The sequence below is a fragment of the Hymenobacter sp. genome, assembly GCF_036387835.1.
Taxonomy (GTDB): Bacteria; Bacteroidota; Bacteroidia; order Cytophagales; family Hymenobacteraceae; genus Hymenobacter.
On the sequence record NZ_DASVSY010000104.1, the window covers coordinates 1 to 22,498 of the forward strand.

Consider the following 22,498-nt stretch of genomic DNA (forward strand, 5'->3'; position numbering starts at 1 on the left):
GCTGACGGGTTCCGGGCTGGAAGTGGAAGGCATCGAAGAGCTGGAAAGCGTGCCGGGTGGCTTGCGGGGCGTGGTGCTCGGCACGGTGCTTACCCGCGAGAAGCACCCCGATGCCGATAAGCTAAGCCTTACCACAGTAGACGTGGGAGACGGCACGCCTCGCCAGATTGTGTGCGGCGCGCCCAATGTAGCCGCCGGCCAGCGCGTGGTAGTGGCTCTGGATGGCGCCGTGCTGCACCCGAGCCAAGGCGAACCATTCAAAATCAAGAAGTCGAAGATTCGGGGTGCTGCTTCCGAAGGCATGATTTGCGCCGAAGACGAAATCGGGCTCGGCGCGTCGCACGCTGGTATCATGGTGCTGGACACCGAGCTGCCCAACGGCACGCCGGCCGCCGACTATTTCGGCTTGGGCTCTGATTCGGTATTTGAAATCGGTTTGACACCGAACCGCGCCGACGCCGCTTCCCACTACGGCGTAGCCCGCGAGCTGCGCGCCCTGCTGCGCCAGCCCTGCCACCTGCCCGACGTAAGTAAGTTTCACGCGCCCACCGAAGCCACCCAAAACATAGTCGTCACGATTGAGGACGCCGAAGCTTGCCCGCGCTACGCGGGGGTGCTACTAGAGAACGTGCAGGTAGGACCGTCGCCGGAGTGGTTGCAGCGCCGCTTGCGCAGCATTGGCCTCTCGCCCATCAACAACGTGGTGGACGTCACCAACTTCGTGCTGCACGAGTTGGGCCAGCCCCTGCACGCTTTCGATGCCAACCAGATTACGGGCCACCAGATTCGGGTGAAGCGCGCCGCCGCCGGCGAGAAGTTCGTGACGCTTGACAGCGCCGAACGCACGCTCAAGGGCGAAGACCTGGTTATTGCTGATGCCAACGGCGCGCCCATGGCCCTGGCCGGTGTATTCGGGGGCAAGACGTCGGGCGTGTCCAATGAAACCACCCGCGTGTTCCTGGAAAGCGCCTACTTCCAGCCGGCTGCCGTGCGCAAAACCAGCCAAACGCATCAACTAAAAACCGATGCCTCGTTCCGCTTCGAGCGGGGCACCGACCCGAATATGGTGCTGCCAGCCCTGAAGCGGGCTGCCTTGCTGCTCCAGGAAGTGGCTAGTGCCACCGTGGCCGCACCTATCGTGGACGAGTACCCAACGCACATCGGCCACACGCCGGTGCGTTTGCGTTTGCCCCGTGTTGAGAAACTGGTCGGTCAGTTCATTGCGCCCGAGCGTATCCGTCAAATCCTGACCGACCTTGATATTCTGATTGCCGAGGAAAATCAGGACGCCAACGGCCACGTCGAATGGATTCTATCGGTGCCGCCGCACAAGGTGGACGTGACCCGCGAGGCCGATATCATCGAGGAGATTCTGCGCATCTATGGCTTCGATCATGTGGCCTTGCGGCCGCACAACTCGGCTTCGTTTCTGGCTAGCTTCGCGAAGCCTGACGCGGAAATCCTGCGCCAGAATACCTCGCGCTTGCTGAGTGGAATGGGCTTTTCGGAAATCATCACCAACTCCATCACCAACTCCGCTTACTTCCAGAAGCCAGGCGAGAAGAACGAGGCCTTGGTGCCGCTGCTCAACTACAACAGCGCCGACCTCGACGTAATGCGCCCTACCATGCTGCACAGCGGCCTGGAAGTGGTGCGTTACAACATCAACCGCCGCCAGCGCGACCTGAAGCTTTACGAGTTCGGCAAAACCTACCACCGCGTAGCCGACGGTCAGTACCAGGAAAAAAACCAGCTGGTGATTTACTTAACCGGCAACACCACTGCCGAAACCTGGCAGCAGAAGTCGGAGAAGGCGACCTATCACCAACTGGCGGGAGCGGTGCAACAGGTGCTGGCGGCGCTTGGCTTCAACTCGCCTACTTCGCAGCTGGTGCAGCATCCCTACTTGGCCGGGGGCCTGACGCTGCTAACTCAAAATCAGCCGGTGGCGCAGCTCGGGGCCGTGTCGGGCGCAGTGCTCAAGCAAGTGGATGTAACGCAGCCGGTGTGGTACGCCGAGCTGGATTGGGACTGGCTGGTGAAGAAGTACAAGAACAGCCTCGTGGCCCGGGAGCTGCCCAAGTTCCCGGAAGTCCGCCGCGACCTGTCGTTGGTGGTCGACAAAACCATCACCTTCGACCAGCTCCAACAGATAGCCCGCCGCACCGAGAAGAAGCTGCTGCAATCGGTGAACGTGTTCGACGTGTACGAAGGCGAAAACCTGGGCGCGGGCAAGAAGTCGTATTCGGTAAGCTTCCTGCTTCAGGACGCCACCCAAACCCTAACCGACCAAGCCATCGACTCGGTGATGCAGCGCCTGATTCAGCAGTTCGAGCAACAAGCCGGCGCGGTTATCCGGCGGTAAGGTTGGTTTCTGGTTATTTGTTTTTGGTTTTTCGTATTTGTACGGCCTGCCAAATAACTTGTCGTCGCAAGCTGAATCCTTAGCTGAAGCAAAAAACCAAAAACAAATAACCAAAAACCAACAAAATGGCCTCCTCTCAGCAGCTTGCTCAACTCGACCGCCTGGAGCGGCAGGTGAACACCTTAGTGTCTGCCTATCAGCGGTTGCGCGAGGAATTGGCCGATGCGCAAACTACGGTCGAGCAGCTCCGGGCCGACGTGCGCGACCGGGAGCGGCAACTCAAGGATTTCCAGAATCAGGAGAATATAGTTAAACTTGTCAATACCATAGCCGGAGAACCGGCCAATGTCAACGAGCTAAAACTGCGCCTCAACGAATACATCCGCGAAATAGATAAGTGCCTTGCCTATTTGAGGGAGTAACCGCCGCCACCATCCACCCCACCCACGACTGCTCCCATGAGCGAACTATCCATCAAAATCCGCATAGCCGATCGGGACTACCCAATGCGCGTCGAACCTCAAGACGAGGAACGGTTGCGTATGGCTGGCCGCCTATTAGGTGAGCGGATCAAGGAGTTTCGCGAGCAATACGGCATTCAGGACAAGCAAGACCTGCTGGCCATGATTGCGCTGTCCACGATGGCTGACCGTTTGAAAGTCAGCAAGGAAAAAGATGGTACTGATACAGTACTAACCGAACGCCTAGCGCGTCTCGATGAACTGCTATCAGGAGTGGTGCTCGTCTGAAAAGAGAAACAGACGACGCACCAGCGTAATTTTAGCTCGTAACCCCGACAGTGCAATAGGCGCGGCGGGGTTGTTTGGCATATGGCCCTACTGCTGGTTATGGTTTTCAATCACCCCTTCCAAAACCATAGCTCATGTCTACTACTATCTATATTGTCTTAGCCGCTGTGCTGGCCCTTGTGGTCGGCATCGTGGTGGGGCGCTTGCTGGCCGGAAAGGCCAACAAGGACCACGAAGCCGAGGCCAAAGCCCGCGCTCAACAACTGCTGGCCGAAGCCGAGTTGCAAGCCAACCGCACCCGCGACGAGCGGATTCAGCAATCAAAAGACAAGTTTCGTACCCTTAAGCAAGAGTTTGAGTTAGAGAGCCGCCGCCAAAAGCAGGCCCTGGAGCAGGAGCTGACCGAGCGCCGCGCCACCGTAGTGGAGCAAGAGCAAGCCATCAAGAAGCTGACCGACACCACGCAGCGGCAGCTAGAGCAGATTCAGCGCAAAGAAACCGAGCTAGATGCCACTCGGGAGCGAATAGAAACGCAGAGCCAAGCGCAGCGCGAAAAGCTGGAGGCCCAAGACGAGAAGCGCCGCGCCACGCTAGAAACGCAACTAGCTAAGCTTCAGCAGCGCGAAGAAGAAGTGGAAACCGAGCTGGAGCAGACCCGGCATCACCTGAACGAGCAACTGCACCAAGTACAGAGCCAGCTGGAAACTATTTCGGGCTTGACGGCCGCCGAAGCGCGCGAGCAATTGGTAGAGTCGTTGAAGAACGAGGCGCAGATTCAAGCTTCTTCTTACATCAAAGATGTGGTGGCGCAAGCCAAACTCTCGGCCACCAAAGACGCCAAGAAAGTGGTGCTGGAAACAATCCAGCGCACCGCCGCAGAACATGCCATTGAAAACTGCGTGTCGGTGTTTAACATCGAGTCCGACGACGTGAAGGGCAAGATTATCGGCCGCGAAGGCCGCAACATCCGGGCGCTGGAAGCGGCTACGGGGGTGGAAATCATTGTGGACGATACCCCCGAAGCCATCATCATCTCCGGCTTCGACCCGGTGCGCCGCGAGGTGGCTCGCCTGAGCTTGCACTTGCTGGTGAAAGACGGTCGGATTCACCCGGCTCGTATCGAGGAAATTGTGGCCAAAACCCGCAAGAACATCGACGAGGAAATCGTGGAAATTGGGGAGAAAACAATCATCGACCTCGGTATCCACGGCTTGCATCCCGAGCTGATTAAGATGGTCGGCCGGATGCGTTTCCGTTCCAGCTACGGCCAAAACCTGCTCCAGCACTCGCGCGAAGTAGCCAACCTTTGCGCCACTATGGCCGCCGAACTCGGCCTGAACGTGAAGCACGCCAAGCGCGCCGGCCTCCTGCACGACATTGGCAAAGTAAGCACCGAAGAGCCCGAACTACCCCACGCCATCTTGGGCATGGAACTGGCCAAGAAATACAAAGAGCACCCCGACGTAGTAAACGCCATCGGCGCCCACCACGACGAGATGGAAATGACGGCCATGATTTCGCCCCTCGTGCAGGCCTGCGACGCCATTTCCGGCTCGCGCCCAGGTGCCCGCCGCGAGATGATGGAGAGCTACATCAAGCGCCTCAAGCAGCTCGAAGAAACGGCCGTAAGCTTCGATGGCGTATTGCAGTGCTACGCCATCCAAGCCGGCCGCGAGTTGCGCGTGATGGTCAACGCCGACAACGTATCGGATGAGCGGGCGCAAGAGCTGAGCTACGAAATCTCGCAGAAAATCGAGAAGGAAATGCAGTATCCTGGCCAGATCAAGATTACTGTAATCCGCGAAATGCGGGCTGTCGCCTACGCCAAGTAGGAACAGAGTTAAATACGCATTGCAAAAGCTGTTGTGGTTCCGGCCGCGACAGCTTTTATGCTTTTAGTTGTGCAACCAAACTGCTTTATCAGGTATCCTGCTACTGAGCCCACCCAGCTTTTTAGCCTTCTTACACTGCTTGAGAGCTTCCTTATAGTGATTGAACTTCAATTGTTTTGTGTTAGTGTTACCTTGTATATATGCTCCAACTGTTACTTCGCCATTGCTGTTTCCTGCTGCTAACCTTGCTTGTAGTATTTAGCAGTTGTTCCGTGTATGCTCCTATGCTACCCGCCGCTCCGCAAATCCGCAATAAAGGCGAGGTGGAAGTGCAGGGTACTACGTTCTTGAATGGGCGGTGGGAAGTGGGAGCCACTTATTCGCCGATAAAGCATTTGTTGGTCCGAGCAGCAGGAGGCATCAAAACCGACGACCGGGACACCACTTACTTCCGTATCCGGCAATATGAAGTAGGAGTTGGCGGCTACTATCCGCTTGGGAATCATTGGTTGATAAGTGGGCTAGGCGGGTACGGCCAGGCTCGCAGCAGCAGCGGCTATTCTGACTACAACGACTTGCTTAATCAGACCAGGCGGGTGGATCTGTATGCCTGCTACCACAGGCTGTATGGCGAAGCAGCTGTTTCCTATTGGACCCGCCGGGCAACTATGGGATTCTCTTATCGGCTGTCGCGCGTCGCGTTTTCCTCCCTGACTTACAACTACCAGCCTCTCGGTCTGCGGCATATGACGCGCATCGAACCGATGATCTTCTTTCTATTTGGCCGCGAAGATGGCGCTGTACCATGGCTGCGGTTGCAGGTTGCATGGGGGGCTTCAGGCGTGCCACGAAGTAAGTATGACCCGAACGAGTCTTATGAGCGCCACCTCATCAAAGATGGGCGGGGCTTTCTGGCGGTAAGCGTTGTTCTGTTGCCGCATCTGTTCGTCCAGAAGAGCCAGTAACGTTATTGCCGCTGCCGAACCAGTTCCAGATACTTGGCGTCGCACTGCTCAAAGCGTGTATACTGGTTCATAGAGTTGCCGTAGTTCTGGATAAGTAGCAGGCTGTCCTGCCAAAAAGCTTCTACATCGTCTTGCGGGTCGGCGCCTTTTAGACCTAAAAAAATAAGGTAAGTTTCAGCGCCTTGCCGCTCTACCTGAACCTGCCCACGCGTCTTACCCATAGCAAACCGGTAGGTACTGGCCTGCTTGGTGATGGTGATAGAGAAGGCGCATACCGCCGTGTCCTGCACCGTGTACGTGCCTGCATAGGTAGCTGAGGCTAGGAGTGGGGCTGCTTGCGGTAGAACTGTGTCTGTGTTGGTTGCTACGGCTGGTGCTGGCGTAGTAGAGGTAACCGCTTTTTGTTTGCAGGCTACCAGCGTTGTGCTCAGGCAAGTCAGAACAATGAAGTGCGATTTTAGCTGCATAAGCCAGAGCAATTGCGTTTCAAAATAAAGTAAGGCAAGGTAGCGGCTTGCTCCACGGCTCCAATAGCTGGCCTAACCCTTGTCCAGCGGCGGACGTTTAGCCTCCAGCCACGCCGTGCGCACGCCCTCATGGTCGAAGACGCCCATGTGGCGCATACCCACCTTGGCGAGTACTGCCCGCGAGGCCTCGTTTTGTATGTCGGCTATGGCGTAGAGTACGGGCGCCTGCAGCACCTCGAACCCATAATCCACTGAGGCCCGCGCCGCTTCCGTTGCAAAGCCTTGACCCCAATGCTGACGAATAAACCGGTAGCCTACATCGTAGAAATCGACGTGGTGGGATGGGTTCACGCACCAGCTTCAGGCCGGCCCAACCAATGAATTGGTTGGTTGATTTTTCAACAACTGCCCACCGGCCAATGCCGTTTTCCACGTAATGCTTCCGAATGAAGGCTATGGTTTCGTGGCTTTGCCCGATGGTTTGCGCTGGCTTGTTGCCTAGGTAGCGGTGTACTATCGGGTCGGAGTCTAGCGCGAACATCCCCGGCGCGTCAGTGGCTAGAAACTCGCGCAATAGCAGGCGTTCTGTTTCGGCAAATATTTTCATGCGCTTCGAGGTAAGGTGGAGCTATGATAGCCCTAAGAAGACGCTCGAAAATAAGAGCTTCTGCTATTCTGGTTTAGCCAGTTTCGCGAATACGTTGTTCAAGCCTTCAGCCCAACTTGGGTGGGCAATGACCATGTTCTGCAACTGTTGATATTTTAGCTTGCCCATCATAATCAGTTGGAACATAGTCATTAGCTCGCCCCCTTCGGCGCAAAGCACGGAGGCGCCGATGATTCGGTCCTGCGGGTCTACCAACACCTTCCAAAAGCCTTCGGTGCGGCCAGTTTCGCGGGCGCGCCCGATGGTGGCAACGGGCATCGAGGCCACTCGGTAGTTGATGCCTTGCTCCTTGGCCTGGTCTTCGTTGAGCCCGATGCGCCCTAGCTGTGGCTCGGTGTACACGCAATAGGGGAGGGGCCGTTGCTTGGCCGAGCGGCGCTTGCTGCGTGTGAGCAGGTTGTCGCGGACGACGCGGTAGTCGTCGTAGCTGATGTGGGTGAACTGGGGGCCGCCGTGTATGTCGCCGAGGGCATAAACGCCGCGGACGTTGGTTTCCAGCCGCTCATTGACTTCGATGAAGCCTTTCTCATCGAGCTTGATGCCGGCTTTATCGAGGTTGAGGGTGTCGGTGTTGGGGGTGCGGCCCGTGGCGACCAGCAGGTGGGTGCCGCGCAGGCGCCGCTCGCCCTGCTTGGTGCTGCCCGTGAGCGTGAAGATGCCTTCGGCGTTGCGTGAGACCTGCCGCACCTTGGCGCCAAGCACAATCTCTACTCCTTCGTCGGTTAGGATCTTACTCAGGGCCTCACATACGTCATCGTCTTCGCGCTCCAGCAGTTGGTTGCCCGATTCGATGATAGTCACTTCACAACCAAAACGCCGATACATCTGGCTGAACTCCAGGCCGATGTAGCCGCCTCCCAAGATAAGTAGGTGCTTGGGTAGCTCTTTCAGGTCAAGCAGCTGGGTGGTAGTCAGATAAGGCAACCCTTCCAGCCCTTCAATGTCGGGGATGGCAGCACGCGTGCCGGTGTTGATGAAGATGCGCTTGGCGCTCAGTTCCTGCAACTGACCGGTGGGCGGGGTGAAGAGGAGGCTGCGCGGGCCGGTAAAGGCAGCGTGCCCTTCGAACACGGTAATGCCTTTGTGCTCTTTGGTGAGGTTGCTGCGGACGCCCTCGCGCATCTTCCCGATTATCTCGTCTTTGCGGGCTACTACGGCAGCTATATTGGTACTCGGTTCAGTGCCCTTGATGCCGAAGTCGGAGGCGGTGCGGAGTTGGTGGGCCCGCTCGGCAGAAGCCAGCATGGCTTTCACCGGGGAGCAACCGTAGTTGATGCAGGAACCGCCAAGCAGATTTTCCTCGATGAGAGCTACCCGCTGACCCGCATCGGCGAGAGCAGTAGCCAGTGGATTACCGGCTTGGCCGGAGCCAATAATGAGGGCATCGTAAGAAGTATTGGGCATAAAACGCGAAGTTTGAACAATAAGGGGCTGCCTCAGTAGCAACTCCCTATTTAAACTGTACGCAACTGTGGAGCCTGCGGCCACACAACGAAGTATAGTTTTGTGCGTTTGGCCTTCAAATTTCCTGTCCTGCCCGCCTATTATGATTCGTTTGCTGCGTGCGTTTTTCGTGTTGATTTTACCTTTGTTGGCTAGTTGTTCGTCGCTTTATTTTCCACCGCCGCCGCAGGTGCCGCTGCTCACGCAAAAGGGCGAATGGAGCGCTGGGGTGCATACCAATTTCAGCCAAAACACCGCTCTACAGGGTGCTTATGCCGTTGGCGAACATATAGGCGTCATGGGTTCGGCCTCCTTTCTGCACTCCGATAAAAAGCAGAGCTTTTTCGGTAATAAAGCCGAGCGCGAGTCTGTAGATCATGACTTTGTGGAAGCGGGTGTGGGTTACTTCACGCGTCTGCGCAAAGACCGGCGCGTACTGGAGGTATATGGGGGCTTGGGCGCAGGCAACACCAAGCGCGCCCGGTTCAACAACGAAACCAACATCACCGAGCAAACCGCGGAAGGAAAGCTCAAAAAGTATTTCGTGCAAGTAAACTACACGTCCAAAGACGAAAAAAGCTTCCGCGCCTTGGGCCGCGACTGGGACTTCAACTACGGCACGGCCCTGCGCGCCAGTTACATGCAACTCAACGATTTTCGTCTGGGCGGTCTTGCCCAACCCCCTGAAGACAACGTTTTCCTAGAACCCATCACCTACACCCGCATCCAGGTAGTAGGCCCGCTCCAACTCCAATTCATCAGCGGCAGCAATTTTGGCCTGCGCACCCGCAAGTTTTTGAAAGCCTCTAACTCGGTATTTCAGTTTGGCATCATAGTAAACGTAGGCGGCCAAGAAGGACGGAAGTAAAGAATGAGCTGAGCATGACCGTCACTCCTCATTACCCTATCATCGGCACTCGAACTGGTAGCGGCCGGAGCCAACGGCTAGGGCGGTTCGGCCGTTTTCGGTTCCCACTACGCGGATGTCGCGCTGGGTGCTGAGGGCTTTGCCGCCTTCGGTGATGGTGTTGGCGGTGGCGGTAGGCAGGTAGACGGTGGCGGTGGTGTTGGCCGGAATATCGACTTGCAGCGTGAAACGGCCGTTTTGCTTCATCCAGTCGGTGCGGATAGGGCCGTAGGGGGAGGCGTAGCTGGTTTGGGCCGAGGTCAGGTCACCAACAGCTTCGGGACGGATGATAATGGCTTTGAAAGCCGGACTTTTTTCGTCTTGCCGGATGCCGCCTACGCCGCTATAGAACCATTCCATCAGGTGCCCGAGCATGAAATGGTTGTGCGAGGCCGTGCGCAGTGCCTGCCACGACTCGGTAAGGGAAGTAGCGCCTTTAGCGAGCTGATAGCCGTAGCCAGGCACGTCGGAGCGGTTGTTCATCAAGTAAATGGCCTCGGAGGCACCCTCATTTTCCAGCACCCGCAGCAGGTAGCGGTAGCCGATGTCGCCGGCGGTGAGGCGGTACTGCGTGTCTTTCAAATCCTTCAGCAGATTAGCCAGCACGGCGGCCTTGTTTTCAGGTGCTACAATGCCTGTGTAGAGCGGCAGGGAGTTGGCCGTTTGGCTGCCGGTGGCATACTGCATTTTCGTTTTGTCGAAGTACTTGTCGTTGAACGCCTGGCGGACCTGGGCGGCTTGCTGCTGGTAGGTGTCGGCTTCCTGAGTTTTGCCGAGTTGGCGGGCGGTTTTCTCCAGTACCGTCAGGTCGAGGTGGTAGAGGGCGGTGGCCGTTACGCCGCGGGGCGTGAGCTGGGAGGGGCCCGGGTGCTTGGGGCCCAGGTCGTACCAGTCGCCGAGGCCGTGGGTCAGGATGTTGTCTTTGGCCTGGGTGCCGAGGAACGCCACGTACTGCTTCATCATGGGGTAGTGCTCGGTCAGGGTTTGCAGGTCGCCGTACCACTGGTAGGCGTACCAGGGCATGAGCACCCCGGCGCTGCCCCACTCCGGCGAATCGCGGAAGCCGCCCCCAAACTCCGTGAATTCGGGGCTGATGTCAGGTACCAGGCCAGCCGGCGTCTGGGCCGCGGCCATGTCGTGCACTAGTTTGCGGCACAGGTTGGCAATGTCGTACTCGTAGCGGACCGAGCTACCCATGAGGTGGGTTTCTTCCAGCCAGCCGAGCTTTTCGCGGTGCGGACAGTCGGTCATCACGCTCACTACGTTGCTTCGGATGGCCCAATCAATGAGCGTGTTCGTGCGGTTGAACAGGTCGTTGGAACATTTGAACGTGCCGGCCTGGGCCATGGAGTTGCGCACGTGCAGGCTCTGTACTTGCGTAAGGGTGGGCAGGTTGGCCACGGGTGCATCGGCGGGGGCGGCACCTTCTATCTGCAGATAGCGGAAGCCATAGTAAGTGAAGTGCGGACGCCAGGTTTCGGTGCCTTGGCCTTTGAGAGTGTACTGGTAGTAGTGCGGGTCGCCGGAGTTGGTCTGGTCGGCCAGGCCCTGGTCGTTGAGAAATTCGCCAGGCGTGATTTTCACCACCCGGCCGGCGGCACCCTTCACCGAAATCTGCGGAATAGCCGAGGCGTTCTGGCCAAGGTCGTACACCCACACGCCGGGCTTGGGCTGAGTTACTTTCACCACCGAAAAAGTCTGCATGATTTTCACCGGCGGCGCCGTTTGGGAAAGTAGCGCGGGTGGCCCCTGCACTACTACGGGCGTTTGCCAGCCGGCATCGTTGAAGCCAGCAACTTGCCAGCCGGCTATTTCCTTGGTGGCATCCCAATCTTCGCCGCCGTAGATACTGCTGAACGTAATGGGGCTCTGCGTGACCTTCCAGCTCTGGTCGGTAACCACCTCCTGCGTAGTGCCATCGGTGTATTCCAGTTGCAGCCGGCAAATAACCTTGGGGTTGCCGTAGGCGGCTACTAGCTTGCGGTACCGCTCGCGCGGGATGTTGTAGAACCCGTTGCCGAGTTGTACGCCGAGCACATTAGGCCCCGACTTCAGTTCCTTGGTTATGTCGTAGGTGGCGTAGAGGGAGTACTTGGCGTAGTTGGTCCAGCCGGGGTCCAGGAAATGGTCTTTCACCGGCTGGCCGTTCAAGCTCATCTCATAGTGACCCAAACCGGAAATAAAGGCCGTGGCGTGCTTCAGTGGCTTACTCACCTGAATTTCCTTGCGAAACTGCGGCAAAGGGCTTGAAGTAGGTTGGCCGGGAATTGGCTCCATGCCCTTAGTATCATTCACGCCGGGTGCTACGCGTTGGGTTGCGGGTAGCTCGGCCAGGGCTATCCACTGCGCAGCGCCCCAATCCGCCTTCGAAAGCAAGCCCATCTGCCAGGTAGCCGGCTTACTCCAGTCGGAGGCCTTGCCGGCCTGGTCCCACACTTTCACCCGCCATGTGTAGTGCCGCGCCGCTTGCAGCGGCTGGCCAGCATATGGTACCTGAATGGATTGGTCGGTAGAGATTTTGCCGGAATCCCAAATCGTGGTGTTTTTTCCGTTTGCCTCCGCTGTCACCAAAACCTGGTAGGCGCTCTGCCGCTGCCCGCGCTTCGAAGATTCCAGTTGCCAGCTCAGCCGGGGCTTAGCTTCCTCCACTCCCAACGGATTCTCGCGACTGTCGCACCGCAGGTTGGTGGGCGTGAGGTTGGCCGCTTGCGCCGGGTGGCTGTTTAGGATGCCGCAAGCAGTGAGCAGCAAAACGAGGAAAATAGGCAGGAATTTATGCATCAGGGTAGGTATAGGTCGCGGGAAAAACAAGCAAGAAGCTTAGCCAATCCTGACCGGTTGAAGCCAAGTATCTGGTAATGCTACGTGGTACAGGCAACTCAGCTTTTATGTACTCTCCTGAACTAGAACAAGGACTGCTGCTTCAGGCAAAGGCTAGCCATTACAAGCAGCTTTAGCACTTCCTGGAAAGATCAGAACCTGCCCCTTGCGCTTTGGCGGCCGGCTCAGGCTCTTAAGAAGCTTATGTGAATAGGATTGTCATTCCGACAAAGGAGGAATGACAACTTCCTAGTTGTATGGACGCTAAGTAGCTCAGCATAGGCAGAAGTCAGATAGCTGGCCGCCCGAAGCTTGATTTTTTGCTTACGGATACGGCTTTTAAGTACTTAAACCAATGGAACAACTATCAGCAAGAAGTCTGAAAAGCTGCGAAATTCATTTGGTTGGCGCTGGAAAGACCAGCAACTTAAAGTCGCAAGTCAGTTAAGATTTGTGCCTGATATGGGAAGAGCTTTATTAATAGCCTGGTGTCTGCCCTGCACACTTACTGGCTGCGCCGTGTACGTGCCCACAGTGCCTAGTACGCCCTTGCTACGGGCCAAAGGCGAGGTGGAAGCTACGGCTGCGATACGCAGTTTTTCCAGCCTCGAAGCGGGAGCCGCCTGGTTGCCGGCTGGTCGACTGCTGGTGGTAGGCGAAACCGCGCTGCAAACCAGTGAGGGCAGCGAAACCCGGAACAGCATCACAACCAATTACAAAAACGTGCACTGGCAGGCCGGGCTAGGCTTGGGTACCTACCGGCTGCTAGGCGAAAAGCAAGCCACCTACCTAGGCGCGCTCGGGGGCGTTGGCTTGGCTAAGGCCGAGGTGTACGGCAATAACATTGAAAGCTTCTTCCTTATTATCCCGCTTTTCGGCCCTCTCGTGCAATATAAGGCCAGCTACCTGCGCTACTACGGCCAGGTGTACGTGGCGCAGCAAGGCCCCCAAGTTAGCTACGGCCTGTCGGTGCGAAGTATGCTGATAAGCTACCACAAGCTGCTGCGCAACAACACCCCCATTCAGTCACCAAACAAGTTTTTTCTGGAGCCGAGCTTGTTCGTTAGGGTGGGGCGAGGCCCCGTGCAGGGCATTGCCACCCTCGGACTGTCTTTGCCGGGCCGCACCCATCTTGAAAACCCGGACAGCAGAAAGCTGGCACCTTCCAGCTCCTTGATCAGCGTGGGCGTAGTGGTCCGGCCTCAGCTATTCCGCCACCGCGAAGCGGCCGTTGTGCCTGAGTAGCTTATTTAAGAAGCTGTCCGGACGTTGCCATTCCAACATTCCGCGCCTCAAGCGGCGAGAGGAATCTGAGGAGGCTGTTCAACGACTTCAATTCAGATTCCTCTCGCCGCTTGAGGCGCGGAATGTTGGAATGACAGGGTGGTTACCTATTTAAAGCCCTACAGTACCGACAATAACGAAAGAGCCCCGACTGACGCCCGGGCTCTTTCATGAAACATAGAACCAAACAGAAATTACTTCCCCCCCAATACGCGCAGCATCGTGTCGCCGATTTCGGCGGGCGAATCCACTACGTGGATGCCGCACTCGCGCATGATGGCCATTTTAGCAGCGGCCGTGTCGTCGGCACCACCGACGATGGCGCCAGCGTGGCCCATGCGGCGGCCGGGAGGCGCAGTTTGGCCGGCAATAAAGCCTACTACGGGCTTTTTGTTGCCGGTCGACTGAATCCAGCGGGCCGCTTCGGCTTCCATGCCGCCGCCGATTTCACCGATCATCACGATGCCTTCCGTTTCGGGGTCGTTCATGAGCAGCTCCACGGCTTCTTTGGTGGTGGTGCCAATGATGGGGTCGCCGCCGATGCCGATGGCGGTGGTTTGGCCGAGGCCGGCCTTGGTGAGCTGATCTACGGCTTCGTAAGTCAGCGTGCCCGATTTCGAGACGATACCGATTTTGCCTTTCGTGAAGATGAAGCCGGGCATGATGCCCACTTTGCACTCACCAGCCGTCATGACACCGGGGCAGTTCGGACCGATCATGCGCAGGCCTTCGCGGCCTTTCAGGTATTCTTTCACCGCAATCATGTCCTTGGTCGGAATGCCTTCGGTGATGGTGATGATGACCTTGATACCGGCGTCGGCGGCTTCCATGATGGCGTCGGCGGCGAAAGCTGGGGGCACGAAGATGATGCTGGTGTCGGCGCCGGCTTGCTCTACGGCTTCGGCTACGGTGTTGAACACCGGCCGGTCGAGGTGCTGGGTGCCGCCTTTGCCGGGCGTAACGCCGCCCACCACGTTGGTGCCGTATTCAATCATCTGCTGGGCATGGAACGAGCCTTCGGAGCCAGTAAAGCCCTGCACAATCACTTTAGAATCCTTGTTGACCAGAACACTCATGGAGAGAGGGGGTTAGGGGTAACGTGCGGTTGGAGGTGCAAAAAAGGGCTGTTAAAGCAGCCGGTGCGCAAAAGTAGCCCTTTTTGTGGCGGTAGCAAGGTGATACTTTTCATTCCGAGGCAGGAGGAATCTAAGCCGGATTGTCAAACGACTTCACGCAAATTCCTTCTGTATCGGAATGTTAGCGGACGCCTCCCAACCGAAATTCGTACCTTTGCGGCCCCACTCTCACCAATCATTTTCCCCCTCGCATGTACCTGAATAATATAGTCGAGGCCATCGGCAACACGCCCCTGGTGCGGCTCAACAAGGTTGCGGACGGTATCAAAGGCACCGTTCTGGCCAAAGTAGAATACTTCAACCCCGGCAACTCAGTGAAGGACCGCATGGCCGTGCGGATGATAGAAGACGCCGAAAAAGCGGGTATTCTGAAGCCTGGCGGTACTATTGTGGAGGGCACCTCCGGCAACACCGGCATGGGCTTGGCACTAGCGGCCATCACCAAAGGCTACAAGTGCATATTTGTGATGAGCGACAAGCAAAGCAAAGAAAAGCAAGACATCCTGCGGGCCGTGGGCGCCGAAGTGGTGATTTGCCCCGTCGATGTGGAGCCCGACGACCCCCGTTCTTATTACTCGGTAGCCCGCCGCATCACCGCCGAAACGCCTAACTCGTTCTACCCCAACCAATACGACAACCTCTCGAACACGGCGGCGCACTACGAAAACACCGGCCCCGAGCTTTGGGAGCAGACCGAGGGCAAGATCACGCACCTGGCCTGCGGCGTGGGTACCGGCGGTACCATCTGCGGCACGTCCAAGTACCTGAAGGAGCAAAACGTCGACCTCGTAACCGTTGGTATCGACACCTACGGCTCGGTGTTCAAGAAGTACAAGGAAACGGGGATTTTCGATAAAAACGAAATCTATCCTTATAAGACCGAAGGCATTGGCGAGGATATTTTGCCTAAGAATGTTAACTTCGACGTCATTGATCTGTTCATCAAAGTCACAGACCAGGACGGAGCCGTCATGACGCGCCGCCTAGCGAAGGAAGAGGGCTTGTTCGTCGGATGGTCTTGTGGCTCGGCAGTGTACGGGGCGCTGGAATACGCCCGGCAGCACCTTCAGGAAGACGACACTATGGTTGTCATCCTGCCTGACCATGGCACCCGGTACTTGGGTAAGATTTACAACGATGATTGGATGCGGGAGCAAGGTTGGTTGTAAAACCAATCCTGATTCAACGCCTGTCCCCATTCGTGCCTTATTGAAAAACAAACCGCTTATGTCGAAGAAGTTGCGCAGCATTGTACTGGTTGATGACAATGAAACCACTAGTTTTCTGAACAACCGCTTGCTTAGTCGTCTCGACGTGGCCGACCAAGTGCACACCTTCCGCAAAGCCGAGCAGGCATTTCAATTTCTGTGGGGTGAAAATGAAGCGTCCGCTGACCCAGATGCCGTGCCCGCACTGGTATTCGTTGATTTGAAAATGCCGGGCATGGACGGGTTCGAGTTTTTAAAGCTTTATGACGCGCTACCCGACCAATCGAAAGCAAAAACCGTCATGGCCGTCCTCACTACCTCCATGCACGCCGCCGATACCGCCCGCGTCGCCCAATACCCGGATGTGGAGTATCTGGCCAAGCCGCTAACCGAGGAAAAAATGGAGAAGCTGCTGAAAAAGCGGTTCTAAGGACCCCACCTCCTCTCCTCGGGGAGAGGGAACCAGCTCTAAAAAACGATACTAGTAAAAGTAGAGAAGGCCCGCTAGACAACTAGCGGGCCTTCTTTTTTTTGAGTTAGAACTACAGCTAGTTCCCTTCTTTCTGAGGAGGGGGCTAGGGGGTGAGGTCCACGCCACCAAGCTACACCACCGCCTCCACAAACCGGAAGGCCTCGCCATCGAACAGCCCTTTGTCGCTTAGTTTCAGGCTCGGAATAACCAGCAGCGCCATAAAGGAAAGCGTCATAAACGGCGCCCCAAGCGGAGATCCAAGCTGCCTCGATAGCGCATCAATAGCGGCGTAGGATTCTGCCACGCGGTACCCGTCCTGCTCCGACATAAGGCCCGCTACCGGCAACGGCAGCACCAGTTCTTCGCCGTTGGCCCCGACGGCCGCCAGGCCGCCGCGCGCCTCCATTACCAGGTTCACCGCCCGCGCCAGGCTCGCATCGTCGCAGCCAACGGCGGTAATGTTGTGCGAATCGTGGCCGACGCTGCTGGCGAGGGCGCCGTGTTTCAAGCCGAAACCTTTGATGAAGGCCACCGCTGGCGGAGCAGCCTGGTAGCGGTTTACGACGGTCAGCTTCAGCGTGTCTTCTGCGACATCGGGTACTACCAAGCCGTTTTCTACGCGAGCCGGCAGGTCGTGGCGGGCGGTGATAAGCTGGCCATCGAAGCACTCAATTACTCTGATGGTTGCCTGGGTTTGGTTGGGCGCAGAAAGCTGGAAATCCTCGGCACTAACGGGGTAGGCGTGGAAGTTGTTGACGACGCGACCGGGCACCGATGCAAGGAGGGTATTGCCGCTTTCGGCTACCAACTCACCGTTCAAGTAAGTTTGCCGCACCCGGAAATCCGTCAGGTTGTCGACCACGATAAAGTCGGCGGGGTCACCGGCGCGGAGCAGGCCGACGGGCAGGCGGTAGTGCTCGACGGGGTTGCGGCAAGCCACGCGCAGTACTTTCAGTACGTCTTGACCGCGAGCCACGGCGCGCTGCACCAGCTGGTTTATGTGGCCGAGCACCAGCGTGTCGGGGTGCTTGTCGTCGGAGCAAAACATCAGGTGCTCGTAGTGCTCGGGCAGCAAGTCAATCAGCGCGTCGAAGTTGCGGGCCGCCGAGCCTTCCCGGATCAAAATTTTCATGCCCACGGCCAGCTTGTCGAGGGCTTCTTCGGCGGTGAAGCATTCGTGGTCGGTGCTGATGCCGGCTTCGGCGTAGCGTTGGGCGTCGGCACCGCGCAGGCCGGGGGCGTGGCCGTCGACGGGCCGGCCGTACTGCTGCGCCAGCCTGATTTTCTCTATCACGTCCGCGGCACGGTTGAGCACGCCGGGCCAGTTCATCATCTCCGCCAGATAGCCGATTTCCGGGTTCTGGAACAATTGCTCGATGTCCGGCGCCGTTATTTCGGCACCCGCCGTTTCGAAAGGCGTAGCCGGCACGCACGACGGCGCCCCGAAGCAGAACTTAAACGGTACTTGCCGGCCGCTTTCCAGCATGAACTCCACGCCCGCCACGCCCAACACATTCCCGATTTCGTGCGGGTCCGACACCGTGGCTACCGTGCCGTGCACCACTGCCAGCCGGGCAAACTCGGCCGGTATCAGCAACGAGCTTTCAATGTGCACATGCGCATCCACGAAGCCCGGCAGCGCATACGGTAGGCTAGGGTCCGGCTCGGAGGCACCGGTTGGCTCGATGGCTCGGATACGGCCATCGGCTACGTGTACAACGGCAGGAGCTATGGTATTGGCAAACAGATCGATGACGTTGGCCTGTAAACTAAATTCGGCGGACATAAGTTGGGGGAGAAGCTGTACAAGACTGGCCGCCAAAGAGCGGCAGACCAGTAAAGAACCATATATTTGTAGAAATCTGCGCCAGTGAAAAAGATTGCCACCCTATTGATAACGGCCCTTTTCCTAGGTTCGGGCCTTGCTACTACCGGCTGCGCCAGTCGCACGCCGCAGCAGAAGAAAACCGCGTCCTATAAGCGCAAAGCCGCCATCGGCAAAATTCCCTGCCCCTGCGACAGTCACTAGCTCCGTGAGTATCAGCTAGCTCACATTATTTATAGTAGTTTGTTTTCTAGTTCATGAATAAAAGCTCTACCGCTACCAGCCGGTTTACAAAATGCCGTGTGCTATCATTCCTTATAGTTGGGCTTCTGATAAGCGCGGGAGCACAAGCGCAGGTTGGGCTGATTAGCGCAGGTGTGCGGTTGGCAACTATGGGCGCAATTTCAGCAGCCAGCGGCATGTCTGAGGTTGGCAAAGGGCAATATCAATTACCCGATCAAAGCTGGCATCCTGCTAAAATATGGATGGAGGGCTTAGAGAGAGTACATCTTCAGGAAGAGGGAAGCAAAAAGAAAAAGATTCTGCTGGCGAGTGAAATGCAGATGCTAGCTGTTAGGGCCGACACTTTTCGAGTGGTACGCAACTTCGCCGATCCGAAAAAGCCCGATAAGCAAGTGGCGGCTTGCTTCATGAAGCAGATATACAACGGAGGGGGATATCTGTTAACCGCCTACCAGTGGGGCGGTATAAACTCCCCGGAGTGGAACGGGGATGGCCTAATGCTCAGCCACGGGACGGAGATTATGGCTGTACCAGTGAAGCGCGAAGAGTTTGAGCGGATGATGCTGGCTCTTTTTGGGGACCATCCGGGCTTGGCAAAACAGCTTCAAGCCGGCGATTTAAGAGCTAAGCACACCAAGCAAATTGTAGCGTTGTACGTGAATTGGAAGCGCCAGCCTCCCAAGTAGAAAATGCAAGAAGTGTCCTTGTTTTTCAGTTGCCGATCTGCTTCCTAATAGACATGAGGTGCATTCTACCCCTTCCGGCGTTCCTTGTGCTGGTTGCTCTTGCTGGCGGCGCGCAAGCACAACGCAGGCCCGTGGCCTTTCCTGCGCCTACGCCCGCACCTATTGAAGATGCGGCCCTGCGCCGTGGTGCCGGGCACTCCGGTTCCTACCAGGGCCTCGACGGGATATGGCATGCGGTGCAAATAGAAGACTGGCAGAACGATCGGGTATATATGAGTGATGCGGGCAGCACCTACAAAGCCTATTCTCCTACCGAATTGAGACGTTTTGTAGTAATGGGCGATACCGTGGTTGCCGTGCACGACTTCGTTGTGCCCATCCGTCGCTCTCTCTTCAAGCACCGGCCCCGGTTGGTGCCCGTGGCCTTTGCGCGGCAGCTATATCGGGGCGGCAGCTTTCAGTTGCTCGACTACGACCCGCCGCGGCCTGCTACGCTTGTCTCCGCGCTTTCCAGCCGGCTGCTGCTCCGGCGCGGCCAGGAAGCGTGGCAGGTGCTGCCCACCAATACCGCAAAGTTCAATCAGCTGATGCTGACGCTGCTCAGTAACAATCTGGAGCTGGCGGCGGGCTTGCGGGCCAACCAGTATCGCCTTCGGCGCGACGCCGCGCAGCTGCTCGAGCGGTATACCGATTGGCAGACGCGTCAGTTTCTTGAATCTACTGCCCGTCCTACTCGTTAACTTTACGCTGATGTCTGCCGCCGAATCTCCTACTGCCGCCTTGCGCGCTGCCGCCGAAGCCGTCCGCCAACAATTGCAGGCCAGTGCCTACGATGCCACGGCCGTGCAGCAGCTAGCCGACTTCATCGAAGCCCAACGCAGCACCCTCCCTACCACCGAGCGACAAGGAGTAACAACGGCGTTAGGCTGCTTTTTGGGGCAGTGCCTCGTGGAAACCTACGGCGGCACGTGGGCGCAGGGACCCGACGGCACGACTGGCGTCGGTATCGATCAGCAGCACTTCTTCAATCCGTTCTTTCGCGTAGCCGAGCAGTTCGAAAAAGGACTGCCTGAATCGGTGGCTGCTTTTTTTGCGTCAGTACCCATTCACTTGGCAAATCCGGGGCGTAGACAGTGGATTTCGTAAAATTCACTGAAAAAAATAGGGGGTAAACTCCACAGGCAGTAGATTAGACCAACCTGGGGGGCTGTAAACAGGGGGTTTATAGTCATTTCAGATGAAATATCAACTCCTGTACCCATGCGCCATTTGCAAGAAGCGGCCGAAGCCGTACGAAAAAATCTTAACCTAACTCAGTTTGATGAAAAGGCGGTGCAGGCGCTGGCCGATTTCATTGAAAACGAACGGCCTAACGTGCCGGCCGAAAGCCGCGACGCGGTGGTAAATGCGTTGGGATGTTTTTTAGGCGAGTGTATCATCCGTAGCTTTGGGGGCTGGTGGCGCACTGACACCCGCGGCACAGCGGGCGTGCAGATCGGTCAAAACTGCTTTCTGCATCCCAATTTCATCATCGAACAACAGTTTAAGCGGGGAATGGCCGAGTCGGTAGCGGAGTTTTTCACTTCCTTGCCAACCAGGCTTCTGAACTCGCCACCACCCCGCAGAACCTGGATTCCGGTACCAGTACCGGTTTTCCGCCGACCGATGTAACTATGAGAAAAATCGTCATTGCCATCGACGGCTACTCCTCGTGCGGCAAAAGCACTACGGCGAAAGCCGTGGCCGCCGAGCTTGGATACGCCTACATCGACACCGGGGCCATGTATCGCGCCGTGACGCTGTATCTGCTCGAAAACAATATCCGCTTTGACGATTTGCCTCGCGTAGAGCAGGCCTTGCACGAGATGCACATCACCTTCAAGCGCAACCGCAAAACTGGGCGCAACGAACTCTGCCTCGACGGGCGTATTCGGGAAGATGAAATCCGGCAGATGCGCATTTCCAATTTAGTGAGTGAAGTATCGAGTATTCCGGCCGTGCGCCACGCCATGGTGGCGCAACAGCAGCGCATGGGCCGCAAACGGGGCGTGGTAATGGATGGCCGCGACATTGGCACCACAGTTTTTCCGGATGCCGAGGTCAAAATATTTATGACGGCCGAAGTGCAAACCCGCGCCGAGCGGCGACGGGACGAGTTGGCGCTGAAAGGCGAGCAAGTAGCCGTAGAGGAGATAGTGGAAAACTTGCGCAAGCGTGACCACCTCGACTCGACCCGTACTGAAAGCCCGCTGCGCCGGGCCGCCGATGCCGTCATGCTCGATACCACGCACATGATGATCGACGAGCAGGTGGATTTTGTGTTGGAACGCGTGTCGGCGATGCTGTTTGCGTTGGCTTCCAGCGCCGACAATGAACGGAACGGCAACGAAGTGGTTGTATAAGATTAGTGCCTGATGCTTAGCGCGTAGTGCTTAGGCATTAGAATTGTGAGGACCTTCAAGCCAGCACTACGCACCAAGTACCACGCACCTACGCACCTAGAATCCATGAACGTTACCATCGATAAGAATTCCGGATATTGCTTTGGGGTTGAATTCGCTATTCAGATGGCGGAAGACGAACTGGCCCACGACGAAACCCTGTATTGCCTCGGCGACATTGTGCACAACCGCATGGAAGTGGAGCGCCTGCACGAGCAGGGCCTGCGCATCATTGACCGCACCCAACTCGAGCAACTACACGACTGCAAAGTTCTTATCCGGGCCCACGGCGAGCCACCGGAAACCTATCAGCTGGCCCTGCGCAACAACATCGAGCTCATTGACGCCTCTTGCCCGGTGGTACTCAAGCTTCAGAACCGCGTGAAGCACGCCTTCGATACCAGCAAGCGCCAGAATGGCCAAATCGTTATTTATGGCCAGCCCGGCCACGCCGAAGTAGCGGGCCTGAATGGCCAGACCGGCAACCGTGCCGTCATCGTTATGACCGAGGCCGACCTCGACCAGGTGGATTTTTCCCGGCCCGTTACGCTTTTCAGCCAGACCACCAAGAGCACGGCCGGATTCTACCACATGAAGGCCGTTATCGAGGAGCGTATCAAAGCGGCTGGCGGCTCGCTGGAGTTTTTCGATGCCAACGACAGCATCTGCCGCCAGGTAAGCAACCGGGAGCCGGCTCTGGCCCGGTTTGCCGCCGAGCACGACGTAGTGATATTCGTGAGTGGCCGCAAAAGCTCGAACGGGAAGGCGCTGTTCTCGGTGGTCAACAAAACCAACCCGCGCAGCTACTTTGTCGAGAACGAGCAGGAAATAGACGAAGACTGGTTTCAGGGAGTTGAGGCAGTCGGCATTTGCGGAGCCACCAGCACACCCATGTGGCTGATGCAGCGCGTGAAAGAACGTATTGAGCAGGTGCCGGAAACGGTCTGAAGGTGAAATAGTGAGATGGTGAGATGGTGAGTTTGTTTTT

General features: G+C 57.1%; 21 protein-coding genes and 2 pseudogenes. 16 read left to right on the top strand and 7 right to left on the bottom strand.

Annotated features, from left to right (window positions below; all coding sequences use genetic code 11):
- The 5 genes from pheT to VF639_RS19735 all read left to right on the top strand — a co-directional run.
- Nucleotides 1-2,365, top strand: a 2,365-nt coding sequence (gene pheT, locus VF639_RS19715) for a phenylalanine--tRNA ligase subunit beta (RefSeq protein ID WP_331147658.1), incomplete at its 5' end; no start/stop codon positions are given.
- Between the two features lie 125 nt (nt 2,366-2,490).
- On the top strand, nt 2,491-2,787 hold the full coding sequence (locus VF639_RS19720; protein WP_243800066.1) for a hypothetical protein: 297 nt from the start codon (nt 2,491-2,493) through the stop codon (nt 2,785-2,787).
- Nucleotides 2,788-2,823: 36 nt separating this feature from the next.
- Nucleotides 2,824-3,114 carry a cell division protein ZapA gene (locus tag VF639_RS19725; protein ID WP_245121825.1) on the top strand — a complete coding sequence of 97 codons (291 nt, stop codon included), beginning with the start codon at nt 2,824-2,826 and terminating at the stop codon, nt 3,112-3,114.
- A 134-nt stretch (nt 3,115-3,248) separates the two neighbouring features.
- Nucleotides 3,249-4,946: a ribonuclease Y gene (rny, locus tag VF639_RS19730; protein WP_331147659.1), complete on the top strand. Its 1,698-nt coding sequence runs from the start codon at nt 3,249-3,251 to the stop codon at nt 4,944-4,946.
- A gap of 284 nt (nt 4,947-5,230) precedes the next feature.
- Nucleotides 5,231-5,911 carry a hypothetical protein gene (locus VF639_RS19735; RefSeq protein ID WP_331147660.1) on the top strand — a complete coding sequence of 227 codons (681 nt, stop codon included), beginning with the start codon at nt 5,231-5,233 and terminating at the stop codon, nt 5,909-5,911.
- Nucleotides 5,912-5,913: 2 nt separating this feature from the next.
- On the opposite strand, the gene VF639_RS19740 is transcribed toward VF639_RS19735, so the two are convergent.
- The 4 genes and pseudogenes from VF639_RS19740 to VF639_RS19750 form a co-directional block, all read right to left on the bottom strand.
- The gene (locus tag VF639_RS19740; RefSeq protein WP_331147661.1) at nt 5,914-6,378 is read right to left on the bottom strand and encodes a hypothetical protein; all 465 of its coding nucleotides are present in this window, start codon (nt 6,376-6,378) and stop codon (nt 5,914-5,916) included.
- Nucleotides 6,379-6,450: 72 nt separating this feature from the next.
- Entirely contained in the window at nt 6,451-6,729 is a 279-nt protein-coding gene (locus tag VF639_RS19745; RefSeq protein WP_331147662.1) for a GNAT family N-acetyltransferase, read from the bottom strand.
- A 55-nt stretch (nt 6,730-6,784) separates the two neighbouring features.
- Nucleotides 6,785-6,985, bottom strand: a pseudogene (locus VF639_RS25430) (GNAT family N-acetyltransferase); the annotation flags it as partial.
- Nucleotides 6,986-7,048: 63 nt separating this feature from the next.
- Nucleotides 7,049-8,449, bottom strand: coding sequence for a mercuric reductase (locus VF639_RS19750; protein ID WP_331147663.1), 1,401 nt, complete (start codon nt 8,447-8,449; stop codon nt 7,049-7,051).
- 142 nt (nt 8,450-8,591) lie between these two features.
- On the opposite strand from VF639_RS19750, the gene VF639_RS19755 reads away from it, so the two are divergent.
- Nucleotides 8,592-9,356: an outer membrane beta-barrel protein gene (locus VF639_RS19755; RefSeq protein ID WP_331147664.1), complete on the top strand. Its 765-nt coding sequence runs from the start codon at nt 8,592-8,594 to the stop codon at nt 9,354-9,356.
- Nucleotides 9,357-9,395: 39 nt separating this feature from the next.
- On the opposite strand, the gene VF639_RS19760 is transcribed toward VF639_RS19755, so the two are convergent.
- Nucleotides 9,396-12,176, bottom strand: coding sequence for a family 78 glycoside hydrolase catalytic domain (locus tag VF639_RS19760; RefSeq protein ID WP_331147665.1), 2,781 nt, complete (start codon nt 12,174-12,176; stop codon nt 9,396-9,398).
- Between the two features lie 558 nt (nt 12,177-12,734).
- On the opposite strand from VF639_RS19760, the gene VF639_RS19765 reads away from it, so the two are divergent.
- Entirely contained in the window at nt 12,735-13,460 is a 726-nt protein-coding gene (locus VF639_RS19765; RefSeq protein ID WP_331147666.1) for a hypothetical protein, read from the top strand.
- 233 nt (nt 13,461-13,693) lie between these two features.
- Here the strand turns inward: VF639_RS19765 and sucD are convergent, their stop codons facing one another.
- Nucleotides 13,694-14,575, bottom strand: coding sequence for a succinate--CoA ligase subunit alpha (gene sucD / locus VF639_RS19770; RefSeq protein WP_331147667.1), 882 nt, complete (start codon nt 14,573-14,575; stop codon nt 13,694-13,696).
- Nucleotides 14,576-14,826: 251 nt separating this feature from the next.
- Here sucD and VF639_RS19775 point away from each other — a divergent pair.
- Both VF639_RS19775 and VF639_RS19780 read left to right on the top strand, forming a co-directional pair.
- Nucleotides 14,827-15,801, top strand: a pseudogene (locus VF639_RS19775) (PLP-dependent cysteine synthase family protein); the annotation flags it as partial.
- A gap of 61 nt (nt 15,802-15,862) precedes the next feature.
- Nucleotides 15,863-16,273, top strand: coding sequence for a response regulator (locus VF639_RS19780; protein WP_331147668.1), 411 nt, complete (start codon nt 15,863-15,865; stop codon nt 16,271-16,273).
- 172 nt (nt 16,274-16,445) lie between these two features.
- Here the strand turns inward: VF639_RS19780 and ade are convergent, their stop codons facing one another.
- The gene (gene ade, locus VF639_RS19785) at nt 16,446-18,101 is read right to left on the bottom strand and encodes an adenine deaminase (protein ID WP_331147669.1); all 1,656 of its coding nucleotides are present in this window, start codon (nt 18,099-18,101) and stop codon (nt 16,446-16,448) included.
- An 84-nt stretch (nt 18,102-18,185) separates the two neighbouring features.
- Between ade and VF639_RS19790 the strand changes: the two genes are divergently transcribed.
- The 7 genes from VF639_RS19790 (at nt 18,186) to VF639_RS19820 (ending at nt 22,458) form a co-directional block, all read left to right on the top strand.
- Nucleotides 18,186-18,344: a hypothetical protein gene (locus VF639_RS19790; protein WP_331147670.1), complete on the top strand. Its 159-nt coding sequence runs from the start codon at nt 18,186-18,188 to the stop codon at nt 18,342-18,344.
- A 53-nt stretch (nt 18,345-18,397) separates the two neighbouring features.
- Nucleotides 18,398-19,069 carry a hypothetical protein gene (locus VF639_RS19795; protein WP_331147671.1) on the top strand — a complete coding sequence of 224 codons (672 nt, stop codon included), beginning with the start codon at nt 18,398-18,400 and terminating at the stop codon, nt 19,067-19,069.
- Nucleotides 19,070-19,155: 86 nt separating this feature from the next.
- The gene (locus VF639_RS19800) at nt 19,156-19,809 is read left to right on the top strand and encodes a hypothetical protein (protein WP_331147672.1); all 654 of its coding nucleotides are present in this window, start codon (nt 19,156-19,158) and stop codon (nt 19,807-19,809) included.
- Between the two features lie 10 nt (nt 19,810-19,819).
- Nucleotides 19,820-20,215: a hypothetical protein gene (locus VF639_RS19805; protein WP_331147673.1), complete on the top strand. Its 396-nt coding sequence runs from the start codon at nt 19,820-19,822 to the stop codon at nt 20,213-20,215.
- A gap of 114 nt (nt 20,216-20,329) precedes the next feature.
- Nucleotides 20,330-20,740 (top strand): hypothetical protein, encoded by a 411-nt coding sequence (locus VF639_RS19810; protein ID WP_331147674.1) that lies wholly within the window; start codon nt 20,330-20,332, stop codon nt 20,738-20,740.
- A gap of 2 nt (nt 20,741-20,742) precedes the next feature.
- Nucleotides 20,743-21,471, top strand: a complete 729-nt coding sequence (gene cmk, locus VF639_RS19815) for a (d)CMP kinase (protein ID WP_331147675.1) — start codon at nt 20,743-20,745, stop codon at nt 21,469-21,471.
- Nucleotides 21,472-21,576: 105 nt separating this feature from the next.
- On the top strand, nt 21,577-22,458 hold the full coding sequence (locus tag VF639_RS19820; protein ID WP_331147676.1) for a 4-hydroxy-3-methylbut-2-enyl diphosphate reductase: 882 nt from the start codon (nt 21,577-21,579) through the stop codon (nt 22,456-22,458).
- Nucleotides 22,459-22,498 lie beyond the last annotated feature (40 nt).

What these genes read in the sequence shown, in the direction of transcription:
- ade (WP_331147669.1), bottom strand. Translation starts at nt 18,101, where the DNA reads ATGTCCGCCGAATTTAGTTTACAGGCCAACGTCATCGATCTGTTTGCC.
- VF639_RS19795 (WP_331147671.1), top strand. Translation starts at nt 18,398, where the DNA reads ATGAATAAAAGCTCTACCGCTACCAGCCGGTTTACAAAATGCCGTGTG.
- VF639_RS19755 (WP_331147664.1), top strand. Translation starts at nt 8,592, where the DNA reads ATGATTCGTTTGCTGCGTGCGTTTTTCGTGTTGATTTTACCTTTGTTG.
- VF639_RS19820 (WP_331147676.1), top strand. Translation starts at nt 21,577, where the DNA reads ATGAACGTTACCATCGATAAGAATTCCGGATATTGCTTTGGGGTTGAA.
- VF639_RS19725 (WP_245121825.1), top strand. Translation starts at nt 2,824, where the DNA reads ATGAGCGAACTATCCATCAAAATCCGCATAGCCGATCGGGACTACCCA.
- sucD (WP_331147667.1), bottom strand. Translation starts at nt 14,575, where the DNA reads ATGAGTGTTCTGGTCAACAAGGATTCTAAAGTGATTGTGCAGGGCTTT.
- VF639_RS19760 (WP_331147665.1), bottom strand. Translation starts at nt 12,176, where the DNA reads ATGCATAAATTCCTGCCTATTTTCCTCGTTTTGCTGCTCACTGCTTGC.
- cmk (WP_331147675.1), top strand. Translation starts at nt 20,743, where the DNA reads ATGAGAAAAATCGTCATTGCCATCGACGGCTACTCCTCGTGCGGCAAA.
- VF639_RS19805 (WP_331147673.1), top strand. Translation starts at nt 19,820, where the DNA reads ATGTCTGCCGCCGAATCTCCTACTGCCGCCTTGCGCGCTGCCGCCGAA.
- VF639_RS19735 (WP_331147660.1), top strand. Translation starts at nt 5,231, where the DNA reads ATGCTACCCGCCGCTCCGCAAATCCGCAATAAAGGCGAGGTGGAAGTG.
- VF639_RS19810 (WP_331147674.1), top strand. Translation starts at nt 20,330, where the DNA reads ATGCGCCATTTGCAAGAAGCGGCCGAAGCCGTACGAAAAAATCTTAAC.
- VF639_RS19720 (WP_243800066.1), top strand. Translation starts at nt 2,491, where the DNA reads ATGGCCTCCTCTCAGCAGCTTGCTCAACTCGACCGCCTGGAGCGGCAG.
- VF639_RS19780 (WP_331147668.1), top strand. Translation starts at nt 15,863, where the DNA reads ATGTCGAAGAAGTTGCGCAGCATTGTACTGGTTGATGACAATGAAACC.
- rny (WP_331147659.1), top strand. Translation starts at nt 3,249, where the DNA reads ATGTCTACTACTATCTATATTGTCTTAGCCGCTGTGCTGGCCCTTGTG.
- VF639_RS19750 (WP_331147663.1), bottom strand. Translation starts at nt 8,449, where the DNA reads ATGCCCAATACTTCTTACGATGCCCTCATTATTGGCTCCGGCCAAGCC.
- VF639_RS19740 (WP_331147661.1), bottom strand. Translation starts at nt 6,378, where the DNA reads ATGCAGCTAAAATCGCACTTCATTGTTCTGACTTGCCTGAGCACAACG.